Origin of the sequence: Haladaptatus sp. R4 (genome assembly GCF_001625445.1) — an archaeon.
Lineage (GTDB): Archaea > Halobacteriota > Halobacteria > Halobacteriales > Haladaptataceae > Haladaptatus.
On the sequence record NZ_LWHG01000031.1, the window covers coordinates 1 to 19,542 of the forward strand.

Annotated in this window: 19 protein-coding genes and 1 tRNA gene; 6 read left to right on the plus strand and 14 right to left on the minus strand. The window is 63.8% G+C overall.

Annotation, left to right across the window (positions count from 1 at the left end; translation table 11 throughout):
* Positions 1-105: 105 nt before the first annotated feature.
* Positions 106-190, minus strand: a tRNA-Ser gene (locus A4G99_RS20645).
* Positions 191-292: 102 nt separating this feature from the next.
* Between A4G99_RS20645 and A4G99_RS20650 the strand changes: the two genes are divergently transcribed.
* Positions 293-1,243 (plus strand): MoxR family ATPase, encoded by a 951-nt coding sequence (locus tag A4G99_RS20650; protein WP_066147803.1) that lies wholly within the window; start codon positions 293-295, stop codon positions 1,241-1,243.
* A gap of 20 nt (positions 1,244-1,263) precedes the next feature.
* Here A4G99_RS20650 and A4G99_RS27835 read toward each other — a convergent pair whose 3' ends face one another.
* The 5 genes from A4G99_RS27835 to A4G99_RS20670 form a co-directional block, all read right to left on the minus strand.
* The gene (locus tag A4G99_RS27835; RefSeq protein ID WP_223302080.1) at positions 1,264-1,413 is read right to left on the minus strand and encodes a hypothetical protein; all 150 of its coding nucleotides are present in this window, start codon (positions 1,411-1,413) and stop codon (positions 1,264-1,266) included.
* A gap of 104 nt (positions 1,414-1,517) precedes the next feature.
* Positions 1,518-1,775 (minus strand): hypothetical protein, encoded by a 258-nt coding sequence (locus A4G99_RS27840; protein WP_223302081.1) that lies wholly within the window; start codon positions 1,773-1,775, stop codon positions 1,518-1,520.
* A gap of 16 nt (positions 1,776-1,791) precedes the next feature.
* Positions 1,792-3,045 carry a DUF58 domain-containing protein gene (locus A4G99_RS20660; RefSeq protein ID WP_223302082.1) on the minus strand — a complete coding sequence of 418 codons (1,254 nt, stop codon included), beginning with the start codon at positions 3,043-3,045 and terminating at the stop codon, positions 1,792-1,794.
* Entirely contained in the window at positions 3,042-3,611 is a 570-nt protein-coding gene (locus tag A4G99_RS20665; protein ID WP_066147806.1) for a hypothetical protein, read from the minus strand. Before A4G99_RS20665 ends, A4G99_RS20660 begins: the two co-directional genes overlap by 4 nt.
* The gene (locus tag A4G99_RS20670) at positions 3,608-4,552 is read right to left on the minus strand and encodes a DUF4129 domain-containing protein (RefSeq protein ID WP_066147808.1); all 945 of its coding nucleotides are present in this window, start codon (positions 4,550-4,552) and stop codon (positions 3,608-3,610) included. The genes A4G99_RS20665 and A4G99_RS20670 overlap by 4 nt, the downstream gene beginning before the upstream one ends.
* Before the next feature lie 354 nt (positions 4,553-4,906).
* Here A4G99_RS20670 and A4G99_RS20675 point away from each other — a divergent pair, with 354 nt between their 5' ends.
* On the plus strand, positions 4,907-6,379 hold the full coding sequence (locus A4G99_RS20675; protein WP_066147813.1) for an Hvo_1808 family surface protein: 1,473 nt from the start codon (positions 4,907-4,909) through the stop codon (positions 6,377-6,379).
* Between the two features lie 112 nt (positions 6,380-6,491).
* Here the strand turns inward: A4G99_RS20675 and A4G99_RS20680 are convergent, their stop codons facing one another.
* Positions 6,492-7,544 (minus strand): transcription initiation factor IIB family protein, encoded by a 1,053-nt coding sequence (locus A4G99_RS20680; RefSeq protein WP_066147815.1) that lies wholly within the window; start codon positions 7,542-7,544, stop codon positions 6,492-6,494.
* A gap of 221 nt (positions 7,545-7,765) precedes the next feature.
* Between A4G99_RS20680 and A4G99_RS20685 the strand changes: the two genes are divergently transcribed.
* Both A4G99_RS20685 and msrA read left to right on the plus strand, forming a co-directional pair.
* The gene (locus tag A4G99_RS20685; RefSeq protein ID WP_066147818.1) at positions 7,766-8,998 is read left to right on the plus strand and encodes a polysaccharide deacetylase family protein; all 1,233 of its coding nucleotides are present in this window, start codon (positions 7,766-7,768) and stop codon (positions 8,996-8,998) included.
* A 136-nt stretch (positions 8,999-9,134) separates the two neighbouring features.
* Positions 9,135-9,668, plus strand: coding sequence for a peptide-methionine (S)-S-oxide reductase MsrA (gene msrA / locus A4G99_RS20690; RefSeq protein WP_066147821.1), 534 nt, complete (start codon positions 9,135-9,137; stop codon positions 9,666-9,668).
* Between the two features lie 211 nt (positions 9,669-9,879).
* Here the strand turns inward: msrA and A4G99_RS20695 are convergent, their stop codons facing one another.
* The 7 genes from A4G99_RS20695 to A4G99_RS20725 all read right to left on the minus strand — a co-directional run bounded on the left by A4G99_RS20695 (position 9,880) and on the right by A4G99_RS20725 (position 16,733).
* Positions 9,880-10,197 (minus strand): hypothetical protein, encoded by a 318-nt coding sequence (locus tag A4G99_RS20695; RefSeq protein WP_066147825.1) that lies wholly within the window; start codon positions 10,195-10,197, stop codon positions 9,880-9,882.
* A gap of 75 nt (positions 10,198-10,272) precedes the next feature.
* Complete coding sequence (locus A4G99_RS20700) at positions 10,273-10,878, minus strand: hypothetical protein (protein ID WP_066147827.1); 606 nt, start codon at positions 10,876-10,878, stop codon at positions 10,273-10,275.
* Positions 10,875-11,531 carry a phosphate starvation-inducible protein PhoH gene (locus A4G99_RS20705; RefSeq protein WP_066147830.1) on the minus strand — a complete coding sequence of 219 codons (657 nt, stop codon included), beginning with the start codon at positions 11,529-11,531 and terminating at the stop codon, positions 10,875-10,877. Before A4G99_RS20705 ends, A4G99_RS20700 begins: the two co-directional genes overlap by 4 nt.
* Entirely contained in the window at positions 11,528-13,123 is a 1,596-nt protein-coding gene (locus A4G99_RS27845; RefSeq protein ID WP_066148290.1) for an ABC transporter ATP-binding protein, read from the minus strand. The genes A4G99_RS20705 and A4G99_RS27845 overlap by 4 nt, the downstream gene beginning before the upstream one ends.
* Positions 13,120-14,082, minus strand: coding sequence for an ABC transporter permease (locus tag A4G99_RS27850; protein ID WP_066147833.1), 963 nt, complete (start codon positions 14,080-14,082; stop codon positions 13,120-13,122). The genes A4G99_RS27845 and A4G99_RS27850 overlap by 4 nt, the downstream gene beginning before the upstream one ends.
* 1 nt (position 14,083) lies before the next feature.
* On the minus strand, positions 14,084-15,079 hold the full coding sequence (locus tag A4G99_RS20720) for an ABC transporter permease (RefSeq protein ID WP_066147835.1): 996 nt from the start codon (positions 15,077-15,079) through the stop codon (positions 14,084-14,086).
* A gap of 4 nt (positions 15,080-15,083) precedes the next feature.
* A complete protein-coding gene (locus A4G99_RS20725) occupies positions 15,084-16,733 on the minus strand; it encodes an ABC transporter substrate-binding protein (protein ID WP_066147837.1) in 1,650 nt (549 codons plus the stop codon).
* A gap of 383 nt (positions 16,734-17,116) precedes the next feature.
* Between A4G99_RS20725 and A4G99_RS20730 the strand changes: the two genes are divergently transcribed.
* Together A4G99_RS20730 and idsA3 are read left to right on the plus strand one after the other, a co-directional pair.
* Positions 17,117-18,463, plus strand: coding sequence for a ribonuclease J (locus tag A4G99_RS20730; protein WP_066147839.1), 1,347 nt, complete (start codon positions 17,117-17,119; stop codon positions 18,461-18,463).
* 1 nt (position 18,464) lies between these two features.
* Positions 18,465-19,520 carry a geranylfarnesyl diphosphate synthase gene (gene idsA3, locus A4G99_RS20735; protein ID WP_066147842.1) on the plus strand — a complete coding sequence of 352 codons (1,056 nt, stop codon included), beginning with the start codon at positions 18,465-18,467 and terminating at the stop codon, positions 19,518-19,520.
* The last annotated feature ends 22 nt before the right edge of the window (positions 19,521-19,542 follow it).

Here is a 19,542-nt window from a genome sequence, read left to right on the forward strand (position 1 = left end):
TCCGCGGGCCGTGTCTTGCTTGCTCAAATTCCCTCCTGCGTTCTCCCACTCGTACTGCGGCGAGCACACGCTACGCGGTGCTCGCCGGGTAGCTCGTGAGAGAAACGCCGAGAGGGAGATTTGAACTCCCGTGTCCGTGAGGACAGCAGATTTCGAATCTGCCGCCTTGGCCGGGCTAGGCTATCTCGGCTCACTTTCCAGTACTGCGTTTTGCACTTTATGGGTTTCGATTTAGGTCACGGGAACCTATCGGACCACCACATTAAAATCGATGGCCGTTGCGTGATATTTCATGGACGTTACAGACGCGAATACCAAGGCAGAATCCGTCCTCGATGCGATCGGAACTGCCGTCATCGCCGACCGCGAATTCCTCGAAACTGTCCTCCTCGGTGTCATGGCAGGAGGCCACGTCCTCCTCGAAGACGTGCCCGGAACCGGAAAGACGCTCACCGCGCGGAGCTTCGCCTCCGCGCTGGGCCTCTCCTTCAGTCGCGTGCAGTTCACCCCCGACCTGCTCCCGGCCGACGTGACGGGAACGCACGTGTTCAACGAACAGGACCGCCAGTTCGAGTTCAACGAGGGGCCGATCTTCGCCAACGTCGTCCTCGCCGACGAGATCAACCGCGCGCCGCCGAAGACGCAGTCCGCACTCCTCGAAGCGATGGAGGAGGGACAGGTCACCGTGGACGGCGACACCCGCGAACTCCCGAAGCCGTTCTTCGTCATCGCCACGCAGAACCCCGTCGAACAGGAGGGGACCTTCCCGCTCCCCGAAGCGCAGGTGGACCGCTTCGCCGTCAAAACCAGCCTCGGCTACCCCGAACTCGACGGCGAGATCGAACTCCTCCGCCGCCGTGCGGGCCGCGACAGCCAGAGTCCGACGATGGAGAGCGTCCTCGACAACGAACTCGTCACCGCCCTCCAGTCCGTCCCCGAAACGGTACGCGTCGAGGAGGACCTGCTCGAATACATGGCCGCCATCGCCCGCGAGACGCGGGAGGACCGCCGCGTCGAGGTCGGCGTCTCCCCCCGCGGGACCCAGCGCCTCTTCGAAGCGACCCGCGCCCGCGCCGCGATGAAGGGCCGCGACTTCGTCACCCCCGACGACGTCAAACGCGTCGCCTATCCCCTCCTCTCCCACCGCGTCGTCCTGACCCCGGACGCGAAGGTGAACAACGTTCGAAAGGACGAAATCATCGAATCCGTGCTGGACAGCGTTCCCGTGCCGACGGTCGAATAGGAAAATCGATCTTTTCTTTCTCACGCCCGCAGCGCCGACGTGAGCGCCAACGTCGCGATCAGCAGGAACACCAGCGCTGTCACGGGTTTACCGCCGCCACCGACCAGATACACGCCGTAGCCGAGCGCACCGGCGGCGACGCCGACGATGGTGCTCGATGCGGCGTGCATGATTTCGAGCGTCCGCGTGTCCGCCTCGCGGCCCAGTTGCTCGCCGACGTTGATGGCCTGTTCGCCGAAATCCCACGCGAGGACCGTCGCTATCGCGCCGGGAATCAGGAGTTCCGGCGTGCCGCGACGAGGCTCCCGGCCAGAATTCCGGCGAGGAGGACGAACCCGCCGGTCGTGACGAGGCGGCGCGACCCGCGGACGACGCCGATGGCCACGAACAGCAGGCCGAACAAGCCGAAGAGCGCGCCGATGCCGCCGAAGAGCGCACCCGCCCCGAGCGCGACGGACGCGGCGATGACCGAAAGCAGTTGACTCACCCGCGCCGGGGAGCGGTCGATGGGTTCCGAAGCGGTCCCGCTCATCGTGCCCACCGCCTGTTCATCTTCGCCAGCGTAACGCCAAGCAACTCGTCCGTGTCCCAGTCCACGGCCCGGATGCGCTGGCGCGGATCGATTGGAGCCGTTGTCTTCGTTCCACCTGTGCGAGCCGTTCCCCGACCGACACGTCCGTCGTCGGGTCCGGGCTGACGACGGTGACGGCGTGGCCGATAGCGTCGAGCCGCCGTGCGATTTTCGGCGCGAAGTCGTCACAGAGCGGGGAGAAGAACACCACCTGTGCGTCGCTCGGCAGTCGTCGCCGAAGCCAGCGCAGCGACATCGTCGAGTAAAACGTCTCGTCCGACGGCGTCCGAGCGAACGCGCTGGCGTGCGAGAGCAGTTCCCGCGCTTCGACGCGGTGGGTTTCACCCGTTGCGGGGGCAAGCCACGCGTCTTCCGGGCCGAGCGCGGCGATTCCGACCCTGTCGCCGTTGTCGAGGAGCGCGCTGAACGCGTCGCCAGCGGCACGAATCGAGTGTTCGACCGCGCCGGGGTCCTCGTCGTCGCTCGTCAGGTACGCCTGTTTTCGCACGTCCACGAGCAGGACGACGGTCGCCGTCCGCTCCTCGCGGAACTCGACGGTCGTCAGTTCCCCCGTGCGGGCCTTTCGTTTCCAATCGATGCGCGAGAGCGGGTCGCCGGGGCGGTACTCGCGCGTGGCGAAGAATTCGATGCCCGTCCCGCCTTCACGGGTCGTCACCCGACCGACGTGACGAATCGTCTGTTCGCGGAGCGGTACGTCCTCGGCCGTCGATTCGAGTTGTGACGTACACGAAATCGTCGTCTCGTCTTCGAGTTCGAACTCCTGTTCGAGCGCACCGCTGAAGTCCCGAGCGAGGGCCTGTGCAGGGGCGAAGACGTGGTCGCCTCGAACCGCCTCGACGGTGTAGGTGAACACCGCGCGCTTGCCGGGGCGAAGCGCGGTTCCGATCCTGGGCGACCCGGCCGTCACGCGAAGTCCGTCCGGAACGCCGTCGACGACCCGGAGGTCCGGTGCGGTCCTGTCGCCGACGTTCTCCACGGTCACTTCGACTTCGGTTTCGTCGCCCGGCGCGGGTGTCGGATTGCGGACGACCCGGCTCAGTTCGAACGCCGTCGATGGCGGCGTGGCGGTCCGGGCGTACGCCGTGAACGCGACGCCGACGACGCCGACGAGGAGTGTGACCGGGCTCTCGGTAAATATCCCGACTCCGGCGGCGAGCAACACCATTGCGCTGACGCCGTGCCAGCGGTTGGTCTCACGGAGGACGTTCATTGGCTTTCCTCCACGTAGCGGGCGACGGCATCTGCCGTCTTCCTCGCGCGGTGTTGAAACGTGGTCTCGCCGCCGAGCGACCGACGCAGCCACTCACGCCACGAGCGGCGGGGAGCGGACGGTCCGCCGAGGAACGCGGCGGCTTCCGGGTCGTCCGTCCACCGTCCCGTCTCGATTTGGGTCCGCGCCTCGTCGGCCGAACAACCGTCCCGCCTGATGATCGCTGCGACGAGCGAACGTTCGAGGCGTTGCCGGAGTTCCTTTCGCGACCGGATGAGACGTTTTCTGTGGCCGGAGTGAACGATTCGGAGCAGTTCGTCGAACTCCTGACCGGGCGTCGGCAACGTCACGTTCGTCTCCGGGTCGCCCGTGTCCGCGCCCTCCACGTCGGTTCCTCTCCGCTGTTGGATCACGCGAAGTCCTTGGACGAACGCCAGCACTCCGACGACCTTCACGAACACCTCCTGAAGGGGGAACATCGTCGCCAACCCGGGCGCGACGGCAACCGCGAGCCCCCAGCCGACGGCGAGGAGACCGACGACGGTGACGACCGTTCTGCGTTTCATTCGTCACCCTCCTCGTCGTCCGCGTACGCTCGCTCGATACGACGGAGCGCGTCTATTGCCCGCCGTTCGTGGTCCCCGCTGGCGTCGTACCCTCCGTATCGAACCTCCTCGAAGACGCCCGTCAGTTCGTTCACGTCCTCGGGGTCCATCCCCGCGTCCACCGCGGCCGACGCGAACTCGCCCGGCGTGCTGGAGTGTGGCGACGGCACGTTCAGATACTCGGTCATCTCGCGCCACGCCCGATACACTTCGTTCTCGACGCCCGATTCCGACTCAATCCGGTCGGCGGCCTCACCGGCCGCCCGACCCACCGCAGCGATGTCGGGTTGGTTCTCCTCCACGTTTCCGGCGTCCGGCCCCGTTTCCTCGTTCCCGCTCGAACTCCGAACGAGGAGGACGACGGCTCCGAGGAGCGCGACGCCGAGGACGACGAACATGATGAGGGACGGCGTCGCCATGCCGTTCGCACCGTTGCCGAGTCCGCCGGTGCCGCCCTTGGGGAGCGACATGTCGCTCGTGTTTACCCCCCCGCCGAGAATCCCGCCACCGCCGTCGGGCGGGACACACGCCGTCAACAACGCGTGGATGAACAAGAAGGGAACGCCGACCGGTCCGACGATTGCGATCACGCCGAGACCGCCAGCCTTTCGGTAGGCGAGCGCCGCGAGTAGCAGGAACGCGACGATCATGGCGAGGATGGCCGCGGTCGAATCGAGGACGGGATAGCACGGGAGCTTGATCGGTGTTCCCATCTTCCCGCCGCCGTTCGACATCGGCGGACTCGATCCATTCGTTTGACTGCTTCCGATGCCACCGGGGCCACCGCCGAGACCGGTTCCGGACCCGTCCTCCACGGCGGAGTTCAGGGTTGCGGCGGCGAACGCGATGGCGAGAATACAGAGGAGGGCGATGACGACGACGCGGGCGGTATCTCGTTCCACGGTACCAAGTAGCTGTATTGATAACTTAGGTTTTCTGTCTTCTCACGGGGAAATAGCGTTCGTGGAAGAAGACAAAAAATAGGACTACCGATCCGCTCGGGTGCGCTTGAGACTTCCTCTACGGCGCGAACGTGGCGACGACATCGTCCCGTTCCTCCGGGGGTGCCGTAACGAAGCGGGGGCACCGAGACGAAGAATTGATCGAGTGGTCACACGAACGCGCCGGGCGAGTTCGCGTCGGTCGCCAGCAGTTCGAATAACCTTAATCGTTCACGGCGACGCGGACAAAATCGACGGGAGACGGACTCACACACAACGGCCAACCGTTATGCCGCCCCCGCTCGTGTCATCGGTATGCGATTTGTGGGGGTGGTCGTCGTCGTTCTGCTCGTCTGTATCGCGCCGGTGAGTGGCGTGCTGGCTGGCGGAGGTAGCGGAAGCGGTGGGGGTGGACACGCGAAACGGGCCGACAACCACCCGCTGGACCCGAGTTCCGACGTTATCGGCTGGGAACACGGCTACTGGTACAACGAGAGCATCGACGTGAACCAGCGGGACGGGTTGTCGAAGGCCGAAAAGAAGCGGTACGTCGCGCGGTCGATGGCCCGCGTCGAGCACATCCGAAAGCAGGAGTTCACCCATCCGGTGACGGTCGAGGCGTTGTCCCGGAAGGAGTATCGAGCGCTCGTCCGGCAGCAGGCGGCGAACAGCAACACGCCGTCGGAGCGTGCGTGGGAGAACCAGATCTGGGAGGGCTTGTTCGTCACGGGTGAGCAGGCCGACGCCGCTCGTCAGCAGACCACGCTCCTGCAGGACCGGGTCGCCGGGTTTTACCTCCCGGGAAAGAACCGCGTCTACGTCATCTCGAACGGGAAGGGGAGAATCGACAACGCGACGCTGGTCCACGAACTCACGCACGCGATGCAGGACCAGCACGGGAGTCTGTCGTCCCCGCAACTCCAATCGAACTCGATGGACGAGCGACGCGGACACGACGGCCTGACGGAAGGCGAAGCGACCTACGTCGAAAAGCGCTACGCGAACCGCTGTGGGAAGTCGTGGCAGTGCGTCGGAAAGGTACACATCGCGCGAAAGCGGACGCCGTACAGCGGCGGTAAACTCCCACCGTACAACCTCGCCATGCAGGTCGCGCTCATCCAACCCTACTCGGACGGTCCGGCGTACGTCGCGTCGAAGTTCGATTCGGGCGGTTGGTCGGCGGTGAACGAGCAGTATCGAAATCCGCCGAACTCGTCGAAGGCGGTCATCCATCCGGGAAAACGAACCGGATCACCGCCCCCGCTTCACCTCGGTGAACAGGCGCGAAACGGGTGGAAGTTGTACGGCAAACACGGTACGAACGGCTCACAGACGGTCGGCGAAGCGGGCATCTACACCATGTTCTGGTATCAGGGTCGCGCCGACGGCAATCCGATCATTCACTGGCAGCGGTTCCAGAACGCGGATCACGGGGAGTACGACCTGTTCGATTACTCCAGTCCCCCCTCGGACGGGTGGGCGAACGACCGACTCTGGCCGTACCACAAGGGGAAACAGCGCGGGTACGTCTGGCGGACGAAGTGGGAAACCGAGCGCGACGCCACCCAGTTCGTGCGGGCGTACCGCGAGTTGCTCCGCGGGAAAAACGCGAGACGTGTCGGCCCGAGCACGTGGCGAATTCCGAAGGGACCGTTCGCCGACGCCTTCCGAATCGACCGGCACGGACGAACCGTGACGATAGTCAACGCCCCGACGGTCGGCGCGCTGTCGGACGTTCGGCCGGGTTCGAAAGCAAAACGGAAAATGCAGTTCTCACGGGTTCGTTGACGAGTTGTTCGGAGATGGACGAGAGGGAAACGTCTCCGGTTCTGTCACTGGTTCGCCGTGTGCTACAGAGAGATGTCTCTCACGGTCGTCGTTCGCCGAATGAAAAATACGATTACGCGGCCGCCTCGTCGGTGGAGACGCTCGTTGGGAGCGCGTCCGTCTCGTCGGCCACGGTCAACAGGTCGTGGTAGCGGTTGCGAATCGTGACGGTGCTCACGTCCGACACTTCACTGACCGCGTCCTGCGTGAGATTTTCGCCTTCGAGGAGCGCGGCAGCGTACAGCGCGGCGGCCGCGAGGCCGACGGGCGATTTGCCGCTCGTCGCACCCGTCTCTTTCGCCGTCTTGAGCAGGTCGTGGGCGCGGCGCTTCGTCGCGGGCGTGAGGTCGAACTCGCTTTCGAACCGCGAGAGGTACTGCTCGGGGTCTGCGGGTTGGACGCCGAGGTTGAGTTCACGAACGATGTAGCGATAGGTGCGCTTGAACTCCATGCCGTCGATTCGACTGACGGTGGTCATTTCGTCCATCGTCCGCGGGATGCCGCTCTGGCGGGCCGCCGCGTACAGCGACGCGGTCGCGACGCCTTCGATGGAGCGTCCCGGGAGGAGGTCCTCGTTCAGCGCGCGGCGGTAGATGACGCTGGCCATCTCGCGGACGTTGTCCGGAAGGCCGAGCGCGCTCGCCATCCGGTCGATTTCGCCGAGCGCCTGCTTGAGGTTGCGTTCCTTGCTGTCGCGGGTGCGGAAGCGCTCGTCCCACGTTCGAAGGCGTTGCATCTTCTCGCGCTGGCGCGGACTCAGTGACCGTCCGTGGGCGTCCTTGTTCTGCCACCCGATGTTGCTCGACAGTCCCTTGTCGTGCATCATCTTCGTCGTCGGCATCCCGACGCGGGACTTCGAATCGCGTTCGCTCGCGTCGAAGGCCCGCCACTCGGGACCGCGGTCGATACCGTCGGTCTGGACGACGAGGCCGCACTCGCTACAGACGGTCTCGGCGTGCTCCGAGTCGGCGACGAGGTTGCCGCCACATTCGGGGCACACCTCCGGCTCTCGCGTCTGCTCGTCCGTCCGCTGTTCCTCTCGTTCGGGCCTATGTTTCCCCGTCCGCTTTCGTTCGATGTTCGCTGCGGGCTGCTGGTCGTTCCGATTGATTTTCGTACTCGTCATGGTGGAAGGAAATGGAACCGATCCTCGGAATAAATCGCTGGCGAGGAGGGCTCGCTAACCCAACGTAAGCGCCGAAAGTATATAAAGGTATTGCTTGACAGAGCAAGCCTTCGGACACAACTGTAAACTAGTGTACTAAAATCAGTTTTCTCTGGTAACAATTGAGAGCCAGATTAAATTGATCATAAGAATATGTACCGCCCGTTTTCGGGGAGATAGAGATGACGCGACAGACGCGACGGACGTTCTTGGCTACCGCCGGTGCCATCGGTCTTGCTGGCTGTTCTTCTATCGTGGATAAATCACCGCTCCCGATGAACGGGACCGGCCGGAATTCACGACGGAAAAAGACTACTGGACCGCCGGTTCCGGCCGCGAGCGACTTCGAGGACCTGAGCGGATGGCAGGCGGTTTCCGGGCAGGGAACGCTGTCGAAATCGACCGACGACCCGTACCGTGGGTCCCAATGTGCCCACGTGGTCGGAAGCGACGCCACGAAGGCGGGCTGTATTTCTCGAACGCTGTCGGGGACCGACCTCCGCGGGACGAATTTCTCGATGGCTGTCAAGATCGAAAACTACGACTTCGCCAAGATTCTCATCGAACTGGTCGCCCCCGACGGCGACAACGCCGTCCAACTCAAGCGGACGCTGGTCGGCCCGAGCGACCGCTGGGTGCGCGTCAACTTCGGCGTCACCGGTGTGGCGGGGACCCCGGACCTCTCGTCCGTATCCGAACTCCGAATCATCGGACGGCCGGTCGATACCAACGCCCGAGACCCCATCGAACTGTTCGTGGACGACCTTCGAACGGCCTCACGACCCGACAAGGGGGCGGTGATGTTCACGTTCGACGACAGCCACGCGACCCACTATCGAGCGTTCGAAATCCTGCAGAAGTACGACTTCGCCGGGGTAGAGGCCGTCATCCCCGAAAGCATCGGCCACGACGGCCGACTGACGACGGATCAACTGTCCGAGATGGCGGACGGCGGATGGGACATGGCCGCCCACCCGGACGTGCAGGCTCACTCCTTCCCCGAATACTCGCCGGACGATCAGGCGGCGTTGCTGAAGCGCACGCAGGAGTACCTCCAATCCCACGGGTTCGACGACGGCGCGCGCCATTTGCTCGTCCCGAAGAACGAGGTCGGTCCGGACACGTTCGACCTCGCGCGAAAATACTACGACTCCATCTACAGTTTCGGCGGCAGTCCGAACGCCATGCCGTTTGAGAACCGGGACGCCATCGTCTCGCGGGTCGACGGCAAGGACCTCGACGTGACGAAGCGGTACGTGGATTACGCCGCCGAGTACGGCCAACTCATCGTCCCGCTGTTCCACGCCATCGGCGACGGCGGCGAAATCAGCGAGTCTGACCTCGAATCGCTGGCACGGTACGTTCGAAAAAAGGACGTGGACGTCATCACCGCCTCCGACCTGCTCGACGGATAATCGTGGCGAATCGTTCGTTCATTTCGTTCAAATCGCAGCGCGCGAGTCGTTTTTTTCCCCGCCGGTACGAACTCGGTCTCCCCGAAAGGCTGACCGCCACCGCAGACTCTTAACGCCTCGCGCACCAATTGGGGGTATGACCGAGAAAGCGACACTCGCGGGCGGTTGTTTCTGGTGTCTCGAAGCGGCCTACAAGGAACTCGACGGCGTGCAGTCGGTCACGTCGGGCTACGCCGGCGGACACGTCGAGAACCCGACCTACGAAGCCGTCTGCTCCGGCGACACCGGCCACGCCGAGGTCGTCCAACTGGAATACGACCCCGACGTGGTCGGCTACGACGAACTCCTGCAGGTGTTCTTCACCATCCACGACCCCACAACGCTCAACCGACAGGGTCCGGACGTGGGGAGCCAGTATCGCTCCGCGATCTACTACCACGACGACGAGCAGAAGGACGTCGCCGAGGCGTACGTCGACGGACTCGAATCCGAGGGCGCGTTCGACGACCCCATCGTCACCGAAGTCGAACCCCTCGACGCGTTCTACGAGGCGGACGGCTACCATCAGGACTACTACGAGAACAACCCCGACGACGCCTACTGCACGATGAACGCCCAACCCAAGATTCGCAAGGTTCGGGAGAAGTTCGCCGAGAAGGCGAAACAGTAAGGTCCGCGTCAGAAGTTCGCCGAGAATCCGTTCTTCGAGGAACGCGGTCTTCGCTACCGACCGCGAAACCCCTTCGATACCGACTTCACGTTCGTCGTTCGCTACGAACGGACGTGTTGATTTTGCCGCCATCGTCCCACCGAGAGAACCTCCCGAGAGGACCTTCCGAAAGTCCCCGCCCGTTGTCTCGAAGTACGGCGCGTGACGGTCGTCATCCCAGGAACAACCGGAGCGCGAAGGCGACGGCGAACAACGCACCGACCGCGAGTCCGCCACCGGCGACCCGCATCGATATCTTCTCGAACTTGTGCAACACTCCCGTGACGAGAACGATGGCGACGCCCACCTCGCCGATAGCGAACGTAACCCATCCCGGGGCCGTCCCTCGCGTCGGTTCGAGCGGCGACGTCGGCGTCGAACCGTGTCCGGCGTGGGCCGCGACGGTCCCGCCGAGAACGGCGAGGACGAGGACGCTCATCGTCCCGATGGTGACGAACGATACGAATCCGCCGGTGTATCTCGAATTCATGACTGTGTAGCGACCGCGAGTTTTTCGCCGCGACTCGGGGACCGTGCGCTTCGAAACGGTCGTCCCGACGTTTCGCTACAGGAATTCATCGTGAAGCCACGGGAGGAATCCCGAAAGGAAGCGATCCGTCGCGGGCATGAAGTACGACCCGAAGTGGTACGTCGGGTCGAGCGTGGTGACGATGGTCCGACCCGGCCACGTCCCGTCGTCGATGTAGAGGACCGCGCCGCCGGTGTCGTCCGTTATCAACACGTCCGCCCCGTCCGGCGCGTCGAACGACCCGTGGAAGTGCCACGTGCAGTCCCCGGGAGGGACCGCCTCGAAGAACGGGTGGTCCGTCCGCGGAAATCGTAGTCCGCTGTCGCCGTCCGGGTCGAGCCACCACCAGAAGTTCGTCGGACGGAACGTCCACTCGACTTCCGGGAGCCACGGGTCGGGTTGCTGTCCGAACGTGATGACGTCGCCGCCCCCTTCGAGGAACGCGCGGAGTTGATTCCCGTGTTCGTTCCGCCGACCGATGTGTAACCGCGAGGGGACGAGCAGGCCGTCGAACGGATCGAGTTCCGTCGCCGCCAGATCGGGCAGGTAGATCACCTCGTCGAAGAACCGGGCGTATTCGGATTCGTACAACGTCCGGTGCTGGGGTGCCGACCCGCCGTACAGCGCGGCGAGTTTCGTCATCGGCGTCCCTCCGTGAGCGACCCCGAGCGTTCGGTCGCTTCGACCGTCGACGTCGCACGCATCCACTCGACCAACTGCGTCGGAACCCGTGCGGCGGTCGTGGACCGCCGCCCGAACGAGATGAGGTCGTTTCCGCTGTGGGCGAAAACCGTCCCGCCCGTGCTCCCCTCGTCGACGTACACGATGGGTTCGCCGCCCGGCAGTCGGAGAATCGTCGTGGCGTGCTCCGGCGGCGGATTGTACCCTCGCGCGAAGAATCCGGCGACGCCGCGCTGGTGGGTCAAATCCGCCATCGAAACGCCGTCGAAGACCGGATGGTCGGTCTCCTCGACGACCGTGTAATCGCCGTGCGATTCGATCTCCTTGGGTTCGAAGCAACCAGCGCCGGGGAGCCACGGACGGGAGAGGTGGCCGCTGAACGCGACGACGCCGCCCGCGTCCAGCAGTTCGCGTATCCGGTCGCGGTGTCGATGGAGGTATTCCTGGTCGGCCTGACTCGAAACGACGAGTCCGGCGATGCTGGAGAGGTCGATTCGGGTGAGGTCGTACGTGTCGATTCGTTCGAGGTTTTCCCGGACGAACGGCGTTTCCACGAATCGTCGGGTGAACGCGTCGTCGGGGTCGAGGTATCCGATGGTCTGTGTTTGAGTCATGGTTCGTCGAGTGTGGTCGCCTGCCGTCGGTTCGCCGTTTCGTCCCCCGAAAGCTCGATGGCCGCTTCGACGAGCGTCCGGGTTCCCTCGTGTCTCGGATCCCTGAGGATGGAATCGGGCGATGCTTCCTCCACGATGCGTCCGCCGTGGAGCACGGCGATTCGGTCGGCGAACGAACTCACCTGTGCGACGTTGTGCGTGATGTGGAGCAGGGTGATTTCGCGGTCGGCGACCGAATCGTACAGGAGCGTCAGGAGGTCGGACTGAAGTGGCGCGTCGAGCATCGACGTCGGTTCGTCCGCGACGAGCACGGACGGTTCGAGCACGAGCGCACGGGCGAGCGCCACGCGCTGTCGTTCCCCGCCGGACAGTTGGGACGGATACCGCGCGGCGTACTCGTCGGCGGGGGTGAGTCCGACGTCTTCGAGGGCGTTTCTAACCCGCGATGGTCGCTCCCCTTCGTCCACGTGCTCGTGGATGTCGAGCGGTTCGCGGACGATATCCGCGACCGTCCTGTTCGGCGGAATCGACTCGTACGGGTCCTGAAACAGGTAGTGGACCTCGCGGCCGAGTCGTCGTCGGTCGCGTGCCCGCTCGTCGCGGACGGTTTCGCCGTCGATTCGAACGCTCCCCTCGTCCGGCGTGGCGAGTCCGATGGTCATCCGACCGAGCGTGCTCTTACCGACGCCGCTCTCGCCGATGAGGGCGACCGATTCGCCGCGGCCGACGGACAATTGGACGCCCGAGAGCACTTCCGCATCCCCGAACCGCTTGTACACGTCGTCGTACACGAGATAGCCGTCCCCGTCGCTCGCGTCCGATGCGCCGTCTTCGACGGAGGTCTCCGCACTCGCTATCGAAATTCGCGGACAGGCGTCGAACAACTCCCCCGTGTACGGATGCTTCGGCGACGATTGGAGACGGGTCGTTTCGTCGGTTTCGACGAACTCCCCGTCGCGCATGACGGCCAGTCGGTCCGCGACGTGGCTCACCGCGGACAGGTCGTGGGAGACCATGAGGAGGGAGAAACCGCGTTCCGTCCGCAACTCGTCCAACAGTTCCAGAATGGTCAACTTCGTCACCACGTCCAATCCGGTGGTCGCCTCGTCCACGACGAGGACCGACGGGTCGTTCACAAGCGCCGTCGCGATGACGCCGCGCTGGCGCATGCCGCCGCTGAGTTCGTGCGGATAGCGACCGTAGCTCTCCGAATCCAGCCCGACGGTTTCGAGCGCCTCGTGTGCCATCGCCATCGCCTCGTCACGGTCGCAATCGCGGTGGGTCAGAATCGCTTCCACGACCTGTTCGTCGAGCGCTATCCGGGGATCGAGCGCGTTCATCGCCTCCTGCGGGACGAACGCGATCTCGTCGCCGCGAACGTCGGAGAGATCGACGCCGCCCGCCGAATCGGTGTGTAGCGTGATCGTTCCCGACGTGACGCGACCCGGCGGGCGGAGCAATCCCAGCAAGGAAAGCGCGAGGCTGCTCTTTCCGCTCCCGGACTCGCCGACGATGGCGACCGTCTCGTTCCGACGGAGCGTGAGATTGACGCCGTCCACGGCGGTCACGCCGGTACCGTACGTCACGGTCACGTCGGAGACGTCGAGGGTTGGCTCACCCGGGCGGTCGGATTCGGACGGAACGAGTTCGACGTCAGTGTTGTTCCCGCCGGTGACGACGTTCGTCCGGCCGTCCCCCGTGCGGCGTTCGGCCCCGAGCGCGAGGAAGGTGAACGACAGCACGCTGGACGTGATGGCGAGACCCGGCGGGAGTACCCACCACGTCCACGCGTCGGTGAGAAACGCGCTCCGCTTCTGTGCGAAGAACAGTATCGTTCCCCAACTCGGCGCGGTCGGGTCGCCCAATCCGAGGAAGCTGAGCGCCGCTTCGAGGAGTATCGCCGCGCGACCGCCTTGGCGAACTGGGCGATGGCGATGGGCAACACCGCCGGAACCACGTACTCGCGCGCGACGTGATAGAACGACGCGCCCATCGAACGCGACGCTTTCACGTACTCTCGCTGGCGAACCGAACTCACCTGCGAGCGCAACTCGCGGGCCGGACGGGCCCACATGACGAGCGTGATGACCCCGATGGTCGTCCACAAACTCGGTCCGAGAATCGCCGCGGAGACGATGACCAACGGTAGGAACGGGAGCGTCAGTACGACGTCGACGAACCGCATGAGGACCGTCTCCACGAGTCCGCCGACCACTCCGGCCGTGACCCCGACGATCAGTCCGGCGAGGATAGCGAGCGAACCGGCCAACAGCCCCACCAACAGCGAGACGCGCGCGCCGACGAGCAACAGCGAGAGCAGGTCGTGACCCACGTCGTCGGTACCGAGCAGGTGTACGCCGCCGGGCGATTGAAGCGGTTGGCCGACCCTCGCGTCGACGCCGTACGGTGCGAGTACGGGGGCCAACAGCGCGAGGAGGCCGAAGAGGACCACGCCCGCGCCGCCGACGAGGATGAACCACTCGCGGCGTCCGGTTTCCCCGTCCGTGAACGACACTCGCCGCCGAAGCGATTCGATACGGTCGACGTTCATGCTACGCGTCCCCCGCGTTCGATTCGCCCACCCGCGGATCGACGAGCGGGTACGTCAGATCGGCGAGGAGGTTGGCCGCGATAACGGTCACCGTCAGGACGAGGAACGCCCCCTGCAACAGTTGGTAATCGCGTGCGATGGCGGCGTCGTATATCAGGGAGCCGAGTCCGGGATACGAGAACACCGTCTCCACGACCACCGAACCGCCGACGATGGTGCCGAGCTGGAGCGTGAACCGCGTGTAAATCGGGAGAAACGAGTTCGGAAGCGCGTGACGGAACAGTACCTCCCGATCCGAGAGCCCTTTCGCCCGCGAGAACAACAGGAAGTCCTCGCCCAGCGTCGTGAGCACCGATCCCCGAGCGATGAGATACATCCCGCCGATCCGCGCGAGCAGGAGCGTAACGAGCGGGAGCGTCAGGTGCGTCGCGAAGTCGAACAGGGTGGGCAAGAGCCCGTCGGGCGATCCGATCGACGAGATGCCGTAGGACGGGAACCACCCGAGCCACGACACGAACACCGAGATGAGCAACATTCCGACCCAGAACGCGGGCGTCGACTCGGCGGTGACGAGCACCGTCATGAGTCCGGCGTCCGTCCGTTCGCCCTCGCGCCACGCGCTCCACGCGCCGAACAGCGTGCCGAGCAGCGTCGAAAACACGAGCGCCGTTCCGACGAGGAGCAACGTCCACGGGAGGCGTTCGAGCAGCACGTCCGTGACCGGTCGGCTGTACATGAGCGACGTTCCGAGCTTCCCCTGTGGAATGCCGAGCAGATAATCGAGATACTGCTGGGGGATCGGCTTGTTCAGTCCGTAGGTCGCGAGGAGCTGGTGGCGCTCCGCGACGGTCATCGACTGGACTTCCTGGCCGACGAGATACCGTAGCGGGTTGCCGGGGGCCACGTACGGGAGCGCGAAGTTGATGGTGATCGCGGCCAGGAACGTCACGCCGTACTCGACTAGCTTGCTCCCGACTGCGCGAATTCGCGTTGACATGGGTTCAGTCGAAGGATTTGGTCACGGTCGTTCCACGAACGTCCTTCGGAAGCAACGACCACTTGTGGTGAATCCCGTAACCCGGCGATTCGGCCCACGCGTCGTACTTCTTCGGCCGGTATGCGAATCGAGGCTCGGGATACCAGAGCGGAATCGAAGTCGGTTGCTCGTTGAACAGATGCTGCATCTCGAACAGGACGTTCTTCCGCGCCTCGATCGTCGCCGTCGCCTTCCACTTCTCGAAGAGGTCGTCCCACGCCGGATAGGAGATGCCCTTCTTCCAGAGATAGCCCGATCGATGGGACATCACGAACTGGTCGGGGTCGGCCACCCCATGTGGGGTAATGCTGCTGATGTACATGTCGAAGTCGCGGGAGGAGAACAGGTCGCCGATGCTGCCGGGGTCGAGCGTCTTCGCCTTCGTTTCCAATCCGACGGCGGTGAGGTCCTCCGCGACCAGTTCCGCGGCGCGGATGTACGATGGCTCGTTCGACGGTACCTTCAGCGTGAACGAGAGCTTTTCGCCGTTCGATGACTCCCTGATGCCGTCGCCGTCGCTGTCCTCGAATCCCAACTCGTCGAGCGTCGTCCGAGCCTCGTCCGGGTCGTAGGGTTGTTCGATGTCCGACGCGGTCCACGGCGATTTCGGGTGCGGATATCCCTTCGTCCCCGCGATTCCCTGCCCGAGCATGACGACGTCGAGGATGGATTTCTTGTCGATGGAGCGGGAAACCGCGTGTCGGAAGTCGTGCGTGTCGAACGGCGATCGCTCGTAGTTGATCCGGATTTCGACCAACGTCAACGACGTGGCGTGGACGACGTCGAGGTCCTCGTTCGACTCGAACTGTGAGGTCGTCGACGGGGGAACTGCGACGCTCGTCGTGTCTATCTCGCCGCTCTTCAGCGCCGTGAACATGGTCGAGTGGTCCGTGACGATCGGAATGACGATTTCGTCGACCGACGGCGTCCCCACGAAGTAGTCCTCGTTACGACGGAGTCGAAGGCGCTCGCCCGCCTCGTAATCGACGAGTTCGTACGGGCCGGTTCCGACCGGTAACTCGCCGTACTTGTACGGGTCGTCGATGTCCTTCCAGACGTGCTTCGGGATGATCGGCAAGTCTGCGAACGTGATTGCCGCGAGCGTCGGCGTGGGGTACGCGCCCTCGAAGCGAACCGTTTGGTCGTCCACGGCCTCGATGGTTTTGATGTGCGGTGCCTGACTGACGTGGTGGGTGTACCTGTTCGCGGGACCGTCCCGGTAGTATCGGTACGTGAAGACGACGTCGTCCGCGGTGAACGGTTCGCCGTCGTGCCACTTCGCGTCCGAGCGGACCGTCGCCGTCCACGTCGTCTCGTCGATCTGATTCGTCTCGGTCGCCAGTCCCGGTTCCTTCTGATCCACGTACGGGGAGGGGAAGAGTAGCCGGTCGTACACCAGGTCCTTCATCCAGTCGAATTTGCTGCTGCTGCTGGCGTAGATGTTCAACGGCGAGCCGGGGTCCGAATCGGTGCCGATACGTAACGCGTCACCCTCCGAGTCCGATCCCGTTATCGTATCGAGCTTGCCCGAACACCCCGCGAGGAAGGCGCTCGCGGTAACTGCTCCCGCACCGGTCTTGAGTAATTCCCGTCTCGACGTTCGTTGCTGAACCATATATTTTTAGGCCGACCTAAACCATTTAGCATTTCCGGTTTTTAGGTGAGCCTAAAACTAGATTGTTGTCAGGTAGAAACTCGAACACAGCGGGGAGATTCTAGCTAGAATATATTTCGTGTAATGAGAACAGTTTTGAAACCAACTGTCGCTCCCTCGAAACTTTCCCCGCGAGAGACACAATCCCGGCAGTTTTTATTACCCCGGGACGTAGGTGGGAGCAGACTGGGCAACTCGCGGGTGTGCGGCATCCCGCCGCGCGCGAGTGCCAGACCGACGTGCTGTAAGACGCCGGGGTCTGACGCTCGCGGCCCCGCGAGGATTTCAGTGAGCAACGCAACCGTCACGCCGTGTGACGTTTCAATGCTTGAGGAAAGCAAACTATGGAAATCGAAATTGCAACAATTGGCGGCTACGAAGAAGTCGGACGGCAGATGACTGCCGTCCGCGCGGGCGACGATGTCGTCATCTTCGACATGGGTCTGAACCTGTCGAAGGTGCTGCTTCACGATAACGTCGAAACAGAGAAACTCCACAGCCTCGACCTCATCGACATGGGCGCGATCCCGGACGACCGCGTCATGTCCGACTTGGAAGGCGACGTGAAAGCCATCGTTCCGACACACGGTCACTTGGACCACATCGGCGCGATCAGCAAACTGGCGCACCGATACAACGCGCCCATCGTCGCCTCCCCGTTCACCATCGAACTGGTGAAACAGCAGATCCAGGGCGAGGAGAAGTTCGGGGTCGAAAACGACCTCATGAAGATGAGCGCGGGCGAGACGATGCAGTTGAGCGACGAGGTCGAACTCGAATTCGTCAACGTCACTCACTCCATCATCGACGCGATCAATCCCGTGGTTCACACCCCGGAGGGTGCCATCGTGTACGGTCTCGACAAGCGCATGGACCACACGCCGGTTATCGGCGACCCCATCGACATGAAGCGCTTCCGCGAGATCGGCCGCGAAGGGCCGGGCGTCCTCGCGTACATCGAGGACTGTACGAACGCGGGACGCAAGGGTCGAACCCCGAGCGAATCCGTCGCTCGCCGACACCTCAAAGACGTCCTGTACAGCATCGAGGACTACGACGGCGGTATCGTGGCGACGACGTTCTCCAGCCACATCGCCCGCGTGACCAGCCTCGTCGAGTTCGCACAGGACATCGGTCGGACGCCGGTCCTGCTCGGCCGCTCGATGGAGAAGTATTCGGGCACCGCGGAACGCCTGAACTTCGTCGACTTCCCCGAGGAAGTCGGCATGTTCGGCCACCGGAAATCCGTGGACCGGACGTTCAAACGCATCATGAAGGAGGGCAAGGAGAACTACCTCCCAATCGTGACCGGCCACCAGGGCGAGCCACGCGCGATGTTGACCCGCATGGGTCGCGGCGAGACGCCGTATCAGCTGGAATCCGGTGACAAGGTCGTCTTCTCGGCCCGCGTCATTCCGGAGCCAACCAACGAAGGCCAGCGCTACCAGTCCGAGCGTCTGTTGAAGATGCAGGGCGCACGCATCTACGACGACGTGCACGTTTCCGGCCACCTTCGAGAGGAAGGGCACTACCAGATGCTCGACGCACTGCAACCGCAACACGTCATCCCGGCTCACCAGGACATGAAAGGCTTCGCGCCGTACGTGGACCTCTGTGAGTCACAAGGCTACCGTCTCGGTCGTGACCTTCACGTAACACGGAACGGTAACCTCATTCAGCTGGTGGAGTGAAATGACAGACGCGAGTACGGAATCACGCGAAGAACTCGTCACCGAGACGGTGGGGCAGCGCCGCGAACTCGTCAACGCCGCGATCGAGGAGGAGCTTCCGATAGTCGAACCGGAGCGCCTCTACGAGGCGTCCCGGTACCTGCTCGACGCGGGCGGGAAACGTCTCCGACCGACGGTCCTCCTGCTCGTCGCGGACGCGCTGGCGGACGTCGAACCCATGTCGGAAGCCTATCGAAAGTTCCCGGCACTCGACGGCGGCGAGGTGGACGTGATGGCCGCGGCGGTAAGCATCGAGGTCATCCAATCGTTCACGCTCATCCACGACGATATCATGGACGACGACGACCTTCGTCGCGGCGTGCCGTCGGTTCACCGCGCGTACGACACCGAGACCGCGATTCTGGCCGGTGACACGCTTTACTCGAAGGCGTTCGAAATCATGCTGGAGACGGGAGCCTCACCGGACCGCTGTGTCACCGCACTCGACGTACTCGCGTCCACCTGCACGAAGATCTGTGAAGGGCAGGCGCTCGACGTGTCCTTCGAGGAACGGCCGGACGTCCTTCCGGACGAGTATCTCGAAATGATCGAGAACAAGACGGCCGTCCTCTACGGGGCGGCGGCGAAAGTTCCCGCCGTGCTTCTCGGTGCGGACGAGGAAACCACCGAAGCGTTGTACCAGTACGGTATCGACGTCGGACGGGCGTTCCAGATTCAGGACGACGTCCTCGACCTGACCGTCCCGAGCGAGAAACTCGGCAAGCAACGGGGAAGCGACCTCGTCGAGAACAAACAGACCATCATCACGCTCCACGCCCGCAATCAGGGCGTGGACGTGGATTCGTTGGTCGAAACCGAGACGGTCGGCGACGTGACGGAAGCCGAAATCGACGCCGCCGTCGAGCGACTCGAAGCCGCCGGAAGCATCGACTACGCCACGGAAAAGGCACAGGAACTCGTCCAACGCGGCAAGGACCACCTGGGCGTGCTCCCGGACAACGAATCGCGCTTCCTGCTCGAACAGATCGCCGACTACCTCATCGAACGCGGCTACTGAGGTTTGGAAGCAACCTTCCCAT

Excerpts from the sequence above, each read along its gene's own strand:
- A4G99_RS20665 (WP_066147806.1), bottom strand. The coding sequence starts at position 3,611 with ATGAAACGCAGAACGGTCGTCACCGTCGTCGGTCTCCTCGCCGTCGGC.
- A4G99_RS20650 (WP_066147803.1), top strand. The coding sequence starts at position 293 with ATGGACGTTACAGACGCGAATACCAAGGCAGAATCCGTCCTCGATGCG.
- msrA (WP_066147821.1), top strand. The coding sequence starts at position 9,135 with ATGACCGAGAAAGCGACACTCGCGGGCGGTTGTTTCTGGTGTCTCGAA.
- A4G99_RS27840 (WP_223302081.1), bottom strand. The coding sequence starts at position 1,775 with ATGAGCGGGACCGCTTCGGAACCCATCGACCGCTCCCCGGCGCGGGTG.
- A4G99_RS20660 (WP_223302082.1), bottom strand. The coding sequence starts at position 3,045 with ATGAACGTCCTCCGTGAGACCAACCGCTGGCACGGCGTCAGCGCAATG.
- A4G99_RS20720 (WP_066147835.1), bottom strand. The coding sequence starts at position 15,079 with ATGTCAACGCGAATTCGCGCAGTCGGGAGCAAGCTAGTCGAGTACGGC.
- A4G99_RS20700 (WP_066147827.1), bottom strand. The coding sequence starts at position 10,878 with ATGACGAAACTCGCCGCGCTGTACGGCGGGTCGGCACCCCAGCACCGG.
- A4G99_RS20725 (WP_066147837.1), bottom strand. The coding sequence starts at position 16,733 with ATGGTTCAGCAACGAACGTCGAGACGGGAATTACTCAAGACCGGTGCG.
- A4G99_RS27850 (WP_066147833.1), bottom strand. The coding sequence starts at position 14,082 with ATGAACGTCGACCGTATCGAATCGCTTCGGCGGCGAGTGTCGTTCACG.
- A4G99_RS20705 (WP_066147830.1), bottom strand. The coding sequence starts at position 11,531 with ATGACTCAAACACAGACCATCGGATACCTCGACCCCGACGACGCGTTC.
- A4G99_RS27835 (WP_223302080.1), bottom strand. The coding sequence starts at position 1,413 with ATGCACGCCGCATCGAGCACCATCGTCGGCGTCGCCGCCGGTGCGCTC.
- A4G99_RS20695 (WP_066147825.1), bottom strand. The coding sequence starts at position 10,197 with ATGAATTCGAGATACACCGGCGGATTCGTATCGTTCGTCACCATCGGG.
- A4G99_RS20730 (WP_066147839.1), top strand. The coding sequence starts at position 17,117 with ATGGAAATCGAAATTGCAACAATTGGCGGCTACGAAGAAGTCGGACGG.
- A4G99_RS20675 (WP_066147813.1), top strand. The coding sequence starts at position 4,907 with ATGCGATTTGTGGGGGTGGTCGTCGTCGTTCTGCTCGTCTGTATCGCG.
- idsA3 (WP_066147842.1), top strand. The coding sequence starts at position 18,465 with ATGACAGACGCGAGTACGGAATCACGCGAAGAACTCGTCACCGAGACG.
- A4G99_RS20680 (WP_066147815.1), bottom strand. The coding sequence starts at position 7,544 with ATGACGAGTACGAAAATCAATCGGAACGACCAGCAGCCCGCAGCGAAC.
- A4G99_RS20685 (WP_066147818.1), top strand. The coding sequence starts at position 7,766 with ATGACGCGACAGACGCGACGGACGTTCTTGGCTACCGCCGGTGCCATC.